The sequence below is a fragment of the Undibacterium sp. Di27W genome (assembly GCF_049340345.1).
Taxonomy (GTDB): domain Bacteria; phylum Pseudomonadota; class Gammaproteobacteria; order Burkholderiales; family Burkholderiaceae_D; genus Undibacterium.
On record NZ_JBMPOS010000018.1, the window covers coordinates 89,837 to 102,506 of the forward strand.

Annotated in this window: 12 protein-coding genes; 4 read left to right on the plus strand and 8 right to left on the minus strand. The window is 54.2% G+C overall.

Annotated features, from left to right (window positions below; all coding sequences use genetic code 11):
* Positions 1-9: 9 nt before the first annotated feature.
* The gene (locus ACO0LF_RS27565; protein WP_423019953.1) at positions 10-1,197 is read right to left on the minus strand and encodes a SphA family protein; all 1,188 of its coding nucleotides are present in this window, start codon (positions 1,195-1,197) and stop codon (positions 10-12) included.
* Positions 1,198-1,418: 221 nt separating this feature from the next.
* Here ACO0LF_RS27565 and ACO0LF_RS27570 point away from each other — a divergent pair, with 221 nt between their 5' ends.
* Positions 1,419-2,048 (plus strand): TetR/AcrR family transcriptional regulator, encoded by a 630-nt coding sequence (locus ACO0LF_RS27570; RefSeq protein WP_423019955.1) that lies wholly within the window; start codon positions 1,419-1,421, stop codon positions 2,046-2,048.
* Positions 2,049-2,172: 124 nt separating this feature from the next.
* On the plus strand, positions 2,173-2,988 hold the full coding sequence (locus tag ACO0LF_RS27575; RefSeq protein WP_423019957.1) for a TMEM175 family protein: 816 nt from the start codon (positions 2,173-2,175) through the stop codon (positions 2,986-2,988).
* Here ACO0LF_RS27575 and ACO0LF_RS27580 read toward each other — a convergent pair.
* Positions 2,935-3,816 carry an SDR family NAD(P)-dependent oxidoreductase gene (locus tag ACO0LF_RS27580; protein WP_423019959.1) on the minus strand — a complete coding sequence of 294 codons (882 nt, stop codon included), beginning with the start codon at positions 3,814-3,816 and terminating at the stop codon, positions 2,935-2,937. The genes ACO0LF_RS27575 and ACO0LF_RS27580 overlap by 54 nt on opposite strands.
* A complete protein-coding gene (locus ACO0LF_RS27585) occupies positions 3,813-5,315 on the minus strand; it encodes a flavin-containing monooxygenase (protein ID WP_423019961.1) in 1,503 nt (500 codons plus the stop codon). The genes ACO0LF_RS27580 and ACO0LF_RS27585 overlap by 4 nt, the downstream gene beginning before the upstream one ends.
* 185 nt (positions 5,316-5,500) lie before the next feature.
* Between ACO0LF_RS27585 and ACO0LF_RS27590 the strand changes: the two genes are divergently transcribed.
* On the plus strand, positions 5,501-5,707 hold the full coding sequence (locus ACO0LF_RS27590) for a hypothetical protein (RefSeq protein WP_423019963.1): 207 nt from the start codon (positions 5,501-5,503) through the stop codon (positions 5,705-5,707).
* Between the two features lie 140 nt (positions 5,708-5,847).
* Here the strand turns inward: ACO0LF_RS27590 and ACO0LF_RS27595 are convergent, their stop codons facing one another.
* From ACO0LF_RS27595 to ACO0LF_RS27615, 5 genes are all read right to left on the minus strand, one after another.
* Positions 5,848-6,741, minus strand: a complete 894-nt coding sequence (locus tag ACO0LF_RS27595; protein WP_423019965.1) for an alpha/beta hydrolase — start codon at positions 6,739-6,741, stop codon at positions 5,848-5,850.
* 173 nt (positions 6,742-6,914) lie between these two features.
* The gene (locus ACO0LF_RS27600; RefSeq protein ID WP_423019967.1) at positions 6,915-8,303 is read right to left on the minus strand and encodes a DUF1254 domain-containing protein; all 1,389 of its coding nucleotides are present in this window, start codon (positions 8,301-8,303) and stop codon (positions 6,915-6,917) included.
* Between the two features lie 13 nt (positions 8,304-8,316).
* The gene (locus ACO0LF_RS27605) at positions 8,317-9,750 is read right to left on the minus strand and encodes a coniferyl aldehyde dehydrogenase (protein ID WP_423019978.1); all 1,434 of its coding nucleotides are present in this window, start codon (positions 9,748-9,750) and stop codon (positions 8,317-8,319) included.
* Positions 9,751-9,776: 26 nt separating this feature from the next.
* On the minus strand, positions 9,777-10,826 hold the full coding sequence (locus ACO0LF_RS27610; protein WP_423019969.1) for a formylglycine-generating enzyme family protein: 1,050 nt from the start codon (positions 10,824-10,826) through the stop codon (positions 9,777-9,779).
* Positions 10,827-10,834: 8 nt separating this feature from the next.
* Positions 10,835-11,971 carry a glutathione S-transferase family protein gene (locus tag ACO0LF_RS27615; protein WP_423019971.1) on the minus strand — a complete coding sequence of 379 codons (1,137 nt, stop codon included), beginning with the start codon at positions 11,969-11,971 and terminating at the stop codon, positions 10,835-10,837.
* 302 nt (positions 11,972-12,273) lie between these two features.
* Here ACO0LF_RS27615 and ACO0LF_RS27620 point away from each other — a divergent pair.
* On the plus strand, positions 12,274-12,670 hold a 397-nt coding region (locus tag ACO0LF_RS27620), incomplete at its 3' end, for a hypothetical protein (protein WP_423019973.1).

Consider the following 12,670-nt stretch of genomic DNA (forward strand, 5'->3'; position numbering starts at 1 on the left):
GCGCAGTTTTTACCAGGCTTTGATGAAACGCAATTGCAGGGTGCGCGACACCAGGGCATTGCTACTGCCAAAGCTCTGGCTAAAGTGCAGATTAAAGCCTGCCTCCTTGCCTGGCAGCTTATAGGAAATAAACGGCCCTGCGGCATAAGTCTTGTAACGATTGCCACCAACTGGCGCGCCGGTGCCACTATCGTCCGTCACCTGGTTGACTGCCAGCACATTCGAGCCTATTGCCCAGTTGCCCATGACCTTGACGATGCCTGCTTCAGCATAAACGTAATTGCCACTGCGGTAATTGGTGTCCTTGTTGGTGCTGTTGATGCCAAATGAAAGACGGCCAGCAACGGTGATGCCGCTATCCCAGACCTCGCTGCCATGATTGGGATTGAGCGCATAACTGACAGCCACACCGGGGCGCAAGGTATAGAAATTGCCAAAGCCGGGATTTGGCCCCCTGTCCTTGTTGTAATTGCCGGTAGGTACAAACAGGGAGGCACCGGCGGCGATTTTCAATCTATCCTGCTGCCTGATCCAGACTACTGATAATTCTGTGTCACCCATGCCCGAGGTGTCGGCATTCTGGCTGGCCAGGGTATTGGCAACAGCTGCCTGCACCTGGGCATTGGCAGCCGTTGCCACGCCGCTGATCGCACCACGCAAGGCGGCTGGCAGGGCAGGGTTGGGGGTGGGGCTGATAGTGCCAGCCGGGTTGGTGGCAGTAAATGTGCGGCTTTGCCTGATCAGCGGCAAATTCATGGCAAAGGCAATATGCCCATCGCCATAGGTGCTTTGCGTCAGATAGCCAGCCAGGATATTGATCTGCGTCTGTGGCTGTTCAAAGCCTATCGCGGCAGCAGGCACGGTCAATGCATAAGTACCGTCGGGTACGGCGCCCCTGGTCAGGGTGCTGGTAGGCAGGGGCAGGTTTCGGGCAGGCAGGCTGATGTTATTGCCATCACCATCAACCACCTTGTAGATGCTGGTATGTGACAGCGCAGCCGTACCAAAAAAGCCCGGATTTTCTAAAGAGGCTGCCATTTCACCGCCAAATACCCCGACCGGGGATTGCCTGAGCTTATAGCCTTCTCCCGCCATGGCCGTCATCGTGCAGCAGGCTAGTGCCAGTCCGCCCAGGTAGGATGTTGGATGTATTTTTGGCCGCATTTCTGACAACACTTGCTTGTCTTTTTGTTGCATGCATATCTCCTTCGTTTTTATAGGCGCTGTGCGCTATTTGAGTTTCAATACACATGTGTATTGATGCTGTTAATGTAGAGGTCTGCGCTGCCGCTTGTCAAGCATTAAAGTACACAAGTGTATTGATTTCGCCTGCTTGTTGTAGTCACGCCGCTGGCGACTTAAAATGCTGGCTTTGCAGGCGCTGATCTGCATCTCAAAGTAGACGAAAAAAGGACGATATGAAAGCCGCAGTAAAAACAAGAAAAACCTCGGAAGGCCCCAGGCTCAGCCGTGAAGACTGGCTTGATGCTGCCTTCAAGGCGGTGGTCGATGGTGGCTTTGATAATGTCAGGGTGCTGGTGCTGGCAGACAAGCTGGGTGTGACGCGTGGCAGTTTTTACTGGCATTTTGCCGATCATGCAGAACTCGTCAGCGACTTGCTCAAGCAATGGCGTGAATACCAGCGCGAACAAGACCGCGTCGCCCGCAGCGAAATTGACCCAGACCCGCAAAAAGATCTGGAAAGACTCATCGACATCGCCTTGCGCCACGGCGGCAAAGACCTGGAATACATGCGCTTTGAACTGGCCCTGCGCGGCTACGGCAGACGCGATGCCGAGGTCGCCAAGATGCTGGTCGAAGTCGACCAGGAACGCATGGACATGGTCATAGAAAAATACATGCGCCTGACCAATAATGACGCCCAAAAATCACAGGAACTGGCATCCCTGTTTTACCTCGCCATTGTCGGCAGCTACCAGGCCCTGAGCCGCCCGCTCAACCCGCCTATGATCAGGGAATACCTGAAGAGCCTCATCGCCAATTACCTGGTACAGCAACAGCAGGCAGCAAAGCCCCGCCGCAAATAAAACAGTCTGTGAAAAAATAGCCACGCCCGTGCCAGGCCTGCTGTGCACGGGTGCTTGCTTATCTGATAATCATTGCTATACTTGCTACGCCATTTCTTGCATACACTGACTCTGGGAGCTTATTTTGTCTGACACTGATCATCACAAGCAGCATGGCCATATTTCCTTGCATCGCCTTGATGGCTTTAGCGATGCGGTGTTTGCCTTTGCGGTGACCTTGCTGGTGGTGTCGCTGGAAGTGCCAAAGTCTGCCCATGAGCTATTCCATCTCATGCATGGTTTTCTTGCCTTTGGCGTGGCTTTCACCCTGCTGATGATATTGTGGTATCAGCATGGAAAATTTTTTAAACGTTTCCCGATTACCGATCTGTGGATGATCACTTTGAACATGGCCTTGCTGTTCGTCATCCTCTTGTATGTCTACCCGCTCAAGTTTCTGTTTACCAGTCTGTTTGACTCCCTGATCTGGAGAAATGCAGGAGATAACTTTAACACCGTATCAGAAGTGCGTACCTTGATGACGATCTATGGTGCCGGAATCATTGCTGTCAATTTTGTTTTCTACCTCATGCATAAGCATGCCTGGCGTTTGCGCGAAAGATTCGCCATGAGCTTGCCGCAACTCACTGAATTGCGCGCCGATACAGCGGGCAATCTGATCAACATGGCGGTGGCTGGTTTGTCTGTCTTGATCGTGCTGGTCACCAATGACCAGGGCGCATGGTCAGGATGCATCTACTTCTTGCTGGGGCCTGCACATTGGGCCAGCGGCGCCTGGCATGGAAAACAATACCGGGCTATCAAAAATCAAGAGCAGACAAAGCAGGAAAGCCAGAAGGTGGAACAGGTCAGCAAGCCAGACCTGCCCGTTGCTGCGACCCCAGCATCAGCGCCTGTCACGCCGCACTTGCCTGCGCAGCAAGCCAGCAAACCAGGCTGATGCCCTGGCTGGAAAGAGGCGGTAGAAAAAATCACCGACGCTGGCATCAGCGCCTATCAGCAAGCGTGTCTTGCGCTTGTTGACGGCCTTCATGATGGCCATTGCCGCCTGCTCAGGACTGGTGCGGGCGATGCGCATGAATTGCTGATTCAGGCTGGCGGCATCGCTGGCCATGGCAGTAATATCACCCAGCCTCGCTTGCTCAACCAGGCGGGTGCGTATGCCACCGGGGTGTACGCATAGCACATGGATGCCATGCTGCTCGCCCGCTTCATTGTCATTCCCCCGCAATTCTTCACGCAAGCTGTCAGAAAACGCCCGAACAGCCGCCTTGCTGGCATTGTAGATAGCCTGCGTAGGCAGTGACAGCATGGCAAAGATGCTGGAAATATTCACGATGACCGTATCTGGCCTGGCCTGCATCTGCGCTGCAAAGGCGCGGCAGCCGTGGACCACGCCCCAGAAATTGATATTCATGAGCCAGTGTGCATCTGCCAGCTTGCCACTGAGTACGGGCGCGACCAGGGCCACGCCTGCATTATTAATGAGGATGTCGGTGCCGCCAAATTCTTGCTGGGCAAGCGCGGCCAGGGCGTGCATGTCAGTCTCGCTGGCGACATTGCAGGCTTGCACCAACACCCGCTGGCTTGTTCCTGTGCTCTTGAATTGCGTAGTCAATGTCGCTGCCAGCCTGCCCAGGCGCTGGCTGTCCACATCTGCCAGTAACAGATTCGCGCCTGCAGCCGCACAGACATGTGCCAGTGCTTCACCTATGCCGGATGCTGCACCAGTGATGACGACGAGTTTTTTATCCAGTGTATTCATCATGCTTTATTAAGGTGGGGCAGGAGATGGAATTCTGCCCAGTCAAATTGCTTGAGACGGCGACGGAACAGGAAAGTAAAGTCTGGCCATAGCGTGCGGTTGCTGCCATCCTTACCCAGATACCAGCTGTGGCAGCCACCACTATTCCAGACACTGCCGACCAGTTTATCTTGTACTGCCAGATTGTAATTGTCCTGCACCTCAGCCCTGACATCAAAAGCCCTGGCCTGTTTTTTGTCGAGCGCGCGCAGGGCCGCCAGCACGAAATTGATCTGTGACTCTATCATATACACTTGGGAATTATGTCCCAGTCCTGTGTTTGGGCCAGTCATGATAAACAGGTTGGGAAAGCCATGCACCACCGTGCCCAGGTGAGCCTGTGGCCCTTGCGCCCAGATCTGGTTGAGGTCCAGGCCATCGCGTCCGGTGATATCGAAAGGTGCACCGGCGTCCGCTACCTGGAAGCCGGTGGCGGCAATCAGTATATCCAGTTTGTGGGTACTGCCATCAGCGCAGATGACGCCATCTGCTGTTGCCCTTGTCACACCGTGCGGTACTAGCTGCACATTTGGTTTTTGCAAGGCTGGATAAAAGTCGTCAGACAATAAAATGCGCTTGCAGCCTATGGTGTAATTGGGTGTCAGTTTCTGGCGCAAGCCTGCATCCTTGATGCGGTGCTGGAGATAGGCCTCTACCTGCTTCTGTGCCCGGCGCAATAGCCATTGCGCGCGGGTGAAGGCATACATGCGCGATTCCAGCTTGATGTAAGTCAGCTTGCGGCTTAACTGCTGTCGCCAGGGCTGGGCACGGTAGCGGGCGCGCCTGGTTTCGGGAACGGCTTCATCATGACGCGGGATGATCCAGGCAGGCGTGCGCTGGAATAAGCTCAGGCTGCCGCATTGCGCTGCTATCGCAGGCACGATCTGTATGGCGCTGGCACCTGTACCGATGACACCAACGCGCTTGCCGCGCAAATCTACCTCATGTTGCCAGCGGGCAGAATGAAACAGCTCGCCCTGGAAAGCTTCAAGGTTTTCTATCTTCGGCATTTGCGGGCGGCTCAGGCCACCTGTGCCTGCTGCCAGAGTGCGGGCGCGTAATTCTTCGCCACTGGCTAGCTGTACCAGCCAGTGTGCCTGCTCTTCCAGCCATTTGGCGCTGACTACCCTGGCATTGAATTGCATGCCATGCCGTACGCCAGCCTGGTCAGCACAGCGCTGCATATAGGCAGCGATTTCTGCCTGCGGTGGATACAGGCGTGTCCAGTCAGGATTGGGCATGAAAGAAAACGAATACAGATTCGACGGGATATCACAAGCCGCGCCAGGATAGTGGTTGTCGCGCCAGGTGCCGCCCAGGGTATCTGCCTGTTCCAGCAAATGCCAGTCGTATCCTGCTTTTTGCATGCTAATCGCCAGGCCCAGGCCGGAAAAGCCACTGCCGACGATGAGGATATCGTAGATTTTTTGCTGGAGAGATGTGCTTATTGAAAATGCTGTCATTTGCCTGCCTTGCTCCATGTAGTTTAGCAGCGCATTATCTTGCGCATGCAGTTAACAATACACTAGTGTATTGAAAAAATAAACCACTGAAACAAATAAATTTCAGGTGGGCATACCAAGGTATGCTCAGGCAAAAAAATAGCTGCGCCTATAATGCTGATTCCAGCATTCATCGCGACTTTTTTATGGCAGATATCCATCCACTTGGGCAATTTGTGCGTGTCGGCGACGAGCTTGGCGTCATTGTTGGCTACCATGGCATGCCGGATGTGCCCGAAGATCACTATGCCATCTGGTATGGCCAGGTGGCGGCAGATGGTGTTACGCCGCTAGTGCGTACCGTGCCTGTGGAATATTGTGTGCTGGTCGGGAAACACGAGCTGTATCACTGAGCAAGAAACCGTAAATTTCCATCCCCCGTAGGAGCGGCTTCAGCCGCGAAAGCCTACAGCCGCACACCATGTCGAGCATAAGCATGGAGTCAATGTTCGCGGCTGAAGCCGCTCCTACAGGTACTTCTGCCGCCGTCCCTTTATAGACTGTTTTGCCTGATAAAGTCTGCCGCCTGACGCAAGCTTGCTCTTGCCTCTGGCAAGTTCACCATCGTAGGCCAGACATGGGGCAGGCGGCTTGCTAAAATCAACTCGCTGCTGACGCCTGCTGCCTGTGCATGCTGATGCAGGCGGGTGGCATCATCGAGCAGGATTTCATGGCGGCTGGCAAAGATCTGCAGTGGTGGCATACCGCGTAAATCTGCATACAGAGGCGAGGCCAGTTCAGTTTTTGCCGGTGTCCCTTGCAAATACAATGCTGCCGCCTTGGGCAGGCTATCGGGAGTGAACATGACATCGGCCTGGGCCTGGGTTTGCATGCTGGCACCTTCGCAGGCCAGGTCTACCCAGGGTGAAAACAAGACGGCTGCTGCTGGCATGGCGAGGCCAACCTTGCGCGCCGCCAGCAGGCAAGCCAGGGCCAAGCCACCACCGGCAGAATCACCGGCTACAATGATTTTATTGGCGGGTGTGGTTTTCAATAATTCCTGATACCAGGCCAGGGCATCATCTACAGCGGCGGGGTAGGCATGTTCAGGTGCCAGGCGATAATCGACGGAGCAGACCCTGGCCTGGGCGACGCGGCTCAGATAAGCGCAAACAGACTGATGGCTTTCTATGCTGCAAAAGAAATATCCACCACCATGAAAGTACAGGATAGTTCTTTCGCTATGTGCAGGCTGGAACCAGGCCGCCCCACATAAACCCGCATGCGCTGCGACGGGCAGGTATTGTATATCTGCTGGCAATTTACCCTGGTAGCGCAGCATGCGCGCGATTTTCTCCCTGGCCTTGGCAACATCGATCGCAGCACCCGGCACAGGCTTGAAGCGATAGCGCAAATAAATATTCGTGAAAATAGCGGACAGGCTCATAGTTGTTGTTCCCGAAAATCAAAGTTTCCCTGAAAATGTGTTTACGATCCGTAGCGAGCGGGCGTCAGCGGGGTGAAGAGCAGCGCAAAAAGCGGAATGTACTTAAGTACATGAGCATTTTGAGCAGCGCATGAGCCCCGATCACGCTCGCGCAGTAGGATCGTCAACAGATTTTAATCAAGTCGTTCCAGCACCGGCATATGCCAGCGACCCTCCAGTGCGGCAGGCATGGGCCAGTAAAGCCTGGCATTCAGCACAAAGCCCTGGCCCTGCTTGACGGGCAGCCAGTTGGGCTGCCATTTGTCTGGCGGGGCCGAGGCTTGTATGTAAAGATCAAGCGAGCCATCTTCATTCTTTGTGAGTGCATCGTGGCTGCCTAGGGCATGGCGCTGTATGGCATTCTCTATGAGAAAATCATCTGCCCCATATGCAGTGACTGACCAGAAAGCCCTGGCGGGTGGTAGTTGATCAGGCGGAAAGTGCAATCGGTAACGTTGGCTGCCATCCAGTGGCCGGTTCTGGCTATCGACACTGGCGCTGGGATAGATGGCATCGGCAGGCAGGTTGGCACCCAGGCCTATCATGGCCACTACGGCGCGGATATTATAGTCAGTGCCGTAATTGCCAAGATTGGCGGGTGGCGTTACCCAGCCATTGATTGCATCACGCGGTTTTTTTAATTCTTGTGCAATCTTCCAGTCAGCCAGCCACCTGCCCAGGGCGATGCATTTTTCGTCCAGCCATGACCAGTCTGGCGCTGCGCCAGAGGAGATACCTATGCGGCGCATTTTTTCCAGCATGGGCGCGTCGGCAGTGGCTGGAGGGTTGTCTTGCATGAGCTTGCTCAAGTGACTAAAGAAATGCATCACATCCATTTGCCGCATTTGCACTATAGGTGGCAGGGCTTTTTCTGACTGGGGTCGCCAGACGGGCGGAGCTTCAGGCTTGTTGACTTGCCAGTCAGCCAGACTGCGTAATTGCAGACCATCCTGCAAGACATGGACGAGGGCAAAGTCTGCCGCGCCATTGGTCTGGGTGCGAGCTATGAGCCAGACAATTTGCGTAGGAGCGCGCAAGACTTGCAGGCCAGGTGGCACCTGGCCTTGCCAGTTTGCTGCGACCAAGAGATATTTGCTTCCGACCTTGCCATCGCCTTTACTATTTTTGCTATTCATGCGGCTGCCCGGTGCTGCAAAGACATTGGTCCAGGCATCCATGAAAGGCATGACTTCATAACGCTGCTGGTTGGCAGGCATCTCAAATACCCAGGGGCCTTGCTGCATATCGATGAAAGCCGTGGTGTAGAGGGTATCGACATTGGGCCTTACCACATCCCTGAAGCTGGCATCAGGGAATTGCCGCACGCGGCGCAAATGATTTTCCGGTCCTATACTTTGCGCCGCCGTCTGGCGTGTCAACTCCATCATCACCAGAGGGTAGCCAAATACATAGGCTTCGGCCCCGCCCTTGATATAGTCAAGTTTGGCATACAGGAAAGCGGCAGTGGCCAGCACGGCGGCAAGAATAATCCAGCCAGCCTGCTTCAGTCTTTTCAAGTGCATGAGAACAAGCTCATCAGCGTGTAAACATGCTCAGCATTTTTGCTACCAGCTTGCCATAAGGCGGGTAGGCCAAGCCCATGACATTCCAGTTTGATTGCATGAAGATAGGTTTGAGTTTGCTAAAGCTATTGAAACCCGCTTCCCCATGATAAGCACCCTGGCCGCTGGGGCCTACCCCACCAAAAGCCAGTTGTGGCTGGCCCACATGCAAGAGGCAATCATTGATGCAGACACCACCAGAAATAGTCTGGCGCAATACCTGGTCCCTGTGGGCGTTGTCATTGCCAAACCAGTAGACAGCCAGTGGCCGCGCGTGCTGGTTGATGTAATTGATAGTCTCATCAAAACGCTGATAAGTCATGACCGGCAGGATGGGCCCAAAAATTTCTTCCTGCATCAGGCGCATATCTGCCGTTACACCGGTGACGATGACGGGAGCCATCTTCTTCAGGGCTGGGTCAAATTGTTCTGCCGCCGGATTGATGACGTGCAGTTTGGCACCACGCTGCGCCGCATCTGCCAGCAAGTCTTGCAGGCGTTGCCATTGACGGGTGCTAATGATGCTGGTGTAGTCTTTATTATCAGCCAGGCGCGGGTAGAGACTCTGCATGGCTGCGCTGATGGCGGCGACGATAGTCGCTTCCTGTTCTTGCGGCACCAGCAGGTAATCAGGGGCGACACAGGTTTGTCCGGCATTGATGAGCTTGCCCCAGGCAAGGCGTTTGGCGGCGATGGCAATATCCACATCAGTATCAATGATGGCTGGTGACTTGCCACCCAGTTCCAGCGTCACTGGCGTCAGGTTTTTTGCTGCTGCCTGCGCCACGATGCGGCCCACTTCGGTTGAACCAGTGAACACCACATGGTCAAATGGCAGGCTGCTGAAACTGGCAGCCACGCTGGCATCTCCCTGCACCACGGTCAGCACCGATGGATCAAAATATTCAGCCACCAGCCTGGCCAGCAGGGCAGACAGTTGCGGGCATAATTCTGAAGGTTTGAGCATGACGCGATTGCCCGCCGCCAGTGCATCCAGTGCCGGCCCCATGCATAAATCAAAAGGATAATTCCAGGGGCTGAGTATGCCTATCACACCCAGCGGCTGTGGCAAGACACGGTTCTTGCCAAACAAATGTTGCGGGCTGCTGGACAGGCGCTTTTGCTTCATCCAGCGTGGTAAATGTTTTTTGCAATACTTGATTTTTTCTTCCAGGGTGGCCAGCTCCAGCAAGAAGGTTTCGTGGATGGAGCGATTGCCAAAATCAGCCGAGATGGCGGCAGCAATTTCCAGTGCGTGCTCGCGTGCCATGGCCAGCAGTTTATCCAGTCTGGACATGCGAACGGCAAGCTCAGGCATGGATTCTTGCGCAAAGGCGGCACGCTGCATGGTCAGCAGAATCTGCAAGTCTTCTATGGTGGTTTGTTTCATGATGACCTTGTGTGTTATTGGGCGCTATTGAGTACTAATGAGTGCTAATGAGTGTGGCCTGGCGGCGCTGCCTGCAAGATGGTGCGAAAACCGAGGTGGCTGGCAGCCAGATCATCCTCTTGTTCATGCCTGGCACCAGTGCGGTAGCGTACACAGTAATTGGGCGCACACAAGAAAGAGCCGCCCTTGATGACATGACTGGCAGCCGCTTCATTTCGCTTTGCTGGCTGGTTGGGTGAACGCAGGGATGCGTGATCGGGTGTGAATGCATCGGCCGTCATTTCCCAGACATTACCTATCATGTCATGCAAGCCATAAGCATTTGGCGCATAGCAGGCGACTGGTGCCAGGCCGACAAAACCATCATCACCAGAATTTTGTACCGGGAACAGCCCTTGCCAGGTGTTGGCGTTTTTGGGTTGATCGTGGTCCAGACCAGCCTTGGCCTGGCCGCCGCGCGCTGCCCATTCCCACTGGGCTTCTGTAGGCAGGCTGTGGCCCTTCCATTTGGCGTAGGCCAGTGCATCTTCATATACTACCGCCACGACCGGGTAATTGTCTTTCTCTTCTATCGTCGTCTCCGGCCCGCCCGGGTGGCGCCAGTTGGCACCGGGGATATAGTGCCACCATTGGCTGGCCGGGCCATTTACATCGGCATCCCTGGGCATGACAAAGACCACCGCACCGGGTTTGTACATGTCTTCTGGCAAGCCAGGGTGCAGGCCTTCATCGACAGGGCGCTCTGCTACTGTCACATAGCCTGTGGCTTTGACAAAGGCAGCAAACTCGGCATTGCTGACCTCGGTCTTATCCATCCAAAAGCCTTCGACGGCCACTTCCTGTATCGGCATTTCTTCGGGATATTTGTTGTCACCCATCTCAAAACGGCCAGCCGGTATCCAGGCCATGCCCGGGTGAGGCGTTTTGCCCGCATCTGCTGGTACGCCACATTGCGTGGGAGTTGCCGCTTTCACTGAGACCAGGCTGGTATCGGTTTTTCCAGCAATGGCAGGTTTTTTGAAAAATACCAAGGCAAATACGGCGACAAGAATAATCGCTGCGATAAAGATATATACCTGCCTGTTTTTACGCATGCCTGACCTTATGCTGTCTTTAATTTCATTATATTGCTGGTTTGCCCGGCTTCGATCGCTATCCGCAAACCGACGCGGCGCAGGCGCGGTATCTCCAGCGCCAGCAAGTCTGCACCGCCTACAGACTGCAACCACTGCCTGACTTTCGCCTGCTCGACCGTATTCATTGCTGCCAGCACATCCAGGCAGCGTTGCACCATCCATAAAGTATACGGCAAGGCGACACGGGAAAACTGTTGCCCTCCCATGGGCATGCTAATGTCATCCAGCCTGCGTGGCAAGGTCTTGCCTGCTGGGGCATGCGCCTGCACGGCTTTGACTTGCTGATTAATCGCCGCCACCATGGGAATGAACTCTGCGCAGATGATTTTAAAGATAGGCGTGAGAGTAGGGGCAAGCGCATCCTCGGCAAGCAAGGAAGCACTGGCAGCCTTGCCCGCCGCCATCCTGTCTATCCAGGCGCGCAGGTGGGGGCGTGGTGCCACCAGGACGCGCGCAGGCCAGGGATCACGTCCCAGATGGCCATACATGGTGCCCACCAGACCAAAGTCGCCTATCGTTGGCACATCGCCAAACAGGTAATTGTGTTTGGCAAAATGCTGTTCCAGCAAGTCCAGCATATTGATGGTCCACTCATTCATCATCCTGTACTGCTCAGGCCGTATGCCTACGGCATGCAGCATGCCACGCAATTTATTGGCAACGTAAGAGACTGCGCGCTTTTGCACAAACCGCGGGAAATGCGGCAGCAGTGCACTGCCTGCCTCACGCTCAAACAGGGCATAGTTTTCCGGATAATTCCAGCGTGTGTGCATGGCGATGGGCACCCACCATTCATCCCCCCAGGCTTCCATGAGATAAGAGGCAAATTTTTGTACCGGGCTATGCGGTATGACTGGCGCTTGTGGGAAGAGCGCTTCCAGGTGATCAATCATGACGCTGGAATCCTGCAACCAGTTTTCGTCTGGTGTTACCAGCAGGGGCATGACGACTTCGCCAGTCTTGCGCTTGCCTGTCCGGGTCAGTGTCCAGAAATTGACTTGCTGATAGTCATAAGGGATTTTTTTGTAATTCAGATAGCACATCACTTTGCCGGTGAAGTAGGACAGGTGCCAGCCATGGAGTTGATAGGGTTTGGAGGTCATCGGCGTGGTGTTTGTTTAATGTGATATTGGGTAGGTTTTGTTAACAGTACATATGTGTATTGAATGTGTCAATCGGGTTTTTGTATTTACGCTTTTTGAGGGCGATATTTTTTCGGAATGCTTGGTTCTGGAAGCTTTAGAATTAATTTGTTTAGCTCGTCCTGGTTAACAGGCCTTTGATGCCAGGGCAATTAATTTAACGTCATTCCTGCGTGCTTTTGGCAGGAATCCAGTGGCGTTCGTGGCATATCGCGAAGGTATTAGCTTCTGAATAGTGGAGCTTTGGGCGATTTGATTTTCAAATGACCGTACTCGTAATTCACGATCGCTGGCCGGTGGTAGACCGGCGGCTACTCCCTTTTCTTGCTCGCCAAGAAAAGGAAGCAAAAGAAGGCGACCCAGGCGTAGCTGCCCCTTCGGGGTTCCCATTTGTGCAGTACAAAAAATGGGAAATGCCCGAAACTCGCCTGCGGCTCAAACAACGGTCATTTCTTTTTCCATTTTCTGTACTGCACAAATGGCAGCTACACATGGGAACTGCGAACGTCAAAAACAACCCCAAAGTCAAACCTAACAGCAACAGCAACAGCAACAGCAACAGCAACAGCAACAGCAACAGCAACAGCAACAGCAACAGCAACAGCAACAGCAACAGCAACAGCAACAGCAACAGCAACAGCAACAGCAACAGCAACAGCA

Excerpts from the sequence above, each read along its gene's own strand:
- ACO0LF_RS27580 (WP_423019959.1), bottom strand. The coding sequence starts at position 3,816 with ATGATGAATACACTGGATAAAAAACTCGTCGTCATCACTGGTGCAGCA.
- ACO0LF_RS27590 (WP_423019963.1), top strand. The coding sequence starts at position 5,501 with ATGGCAGATATCCATCCACTTGGGCAATTTGTGCGTGTCGGCGACGAG.
- ACO0LF_RS27570 (WP_423019955.1), top strand. The coding sequence starts at position 1,419 with ATGAAAGCCGCAGTAAAAACAAGAAAAACCTCGGAAGGCCCCAGGCTC.
- ACO0LF_RS27565 (WP_423019953.1), bottom strand. The coding sequence starts at position 1,197 with ATGCAACAAAAAGACAAGCAAGTGTTGTCAGAAATGCGGCCAAAAATA.
- ACO0LF_RS27610 (WP_423019969.1), bottom strand. The coding sequence starts at position 10,826 with ATGCGTAAAAACAGGCAGGTATATATCTTTATCGCAGCGATTATTCTT.
- ACO0LF_RS27600 (WP_423019967.1), bottom strand. The coding sequence starts at position 8,303 with ATGCACTTGAAAAGACTGAAGCAGGCTGGCTGGATTATTCTTGCCGCC.
- ACO0LF_RS27595 (WP_423019965.1), bottom strand. The coding sequence starts at position 6,741 with ATGAGCCTGTCCGCTATTTTCACGAATATTTATTTGCGCTATCGCTTC.
- ACO0LF_RS27585 (WP_423019961.1), bottom strand. The coding sequence starts at position 5,315 with ATGACAGCATTTTCAATAAGCACATCTCTCCAGCAAAAAATCTACGAT.
- ACO0LF_RS27615 (WP_423019971.1), bottom strand. The coding sequence starts at position 11,971 with ATGACCTCCAAACCCTATCAACTCCATGGCTGGCACCTGTCCTACTTC.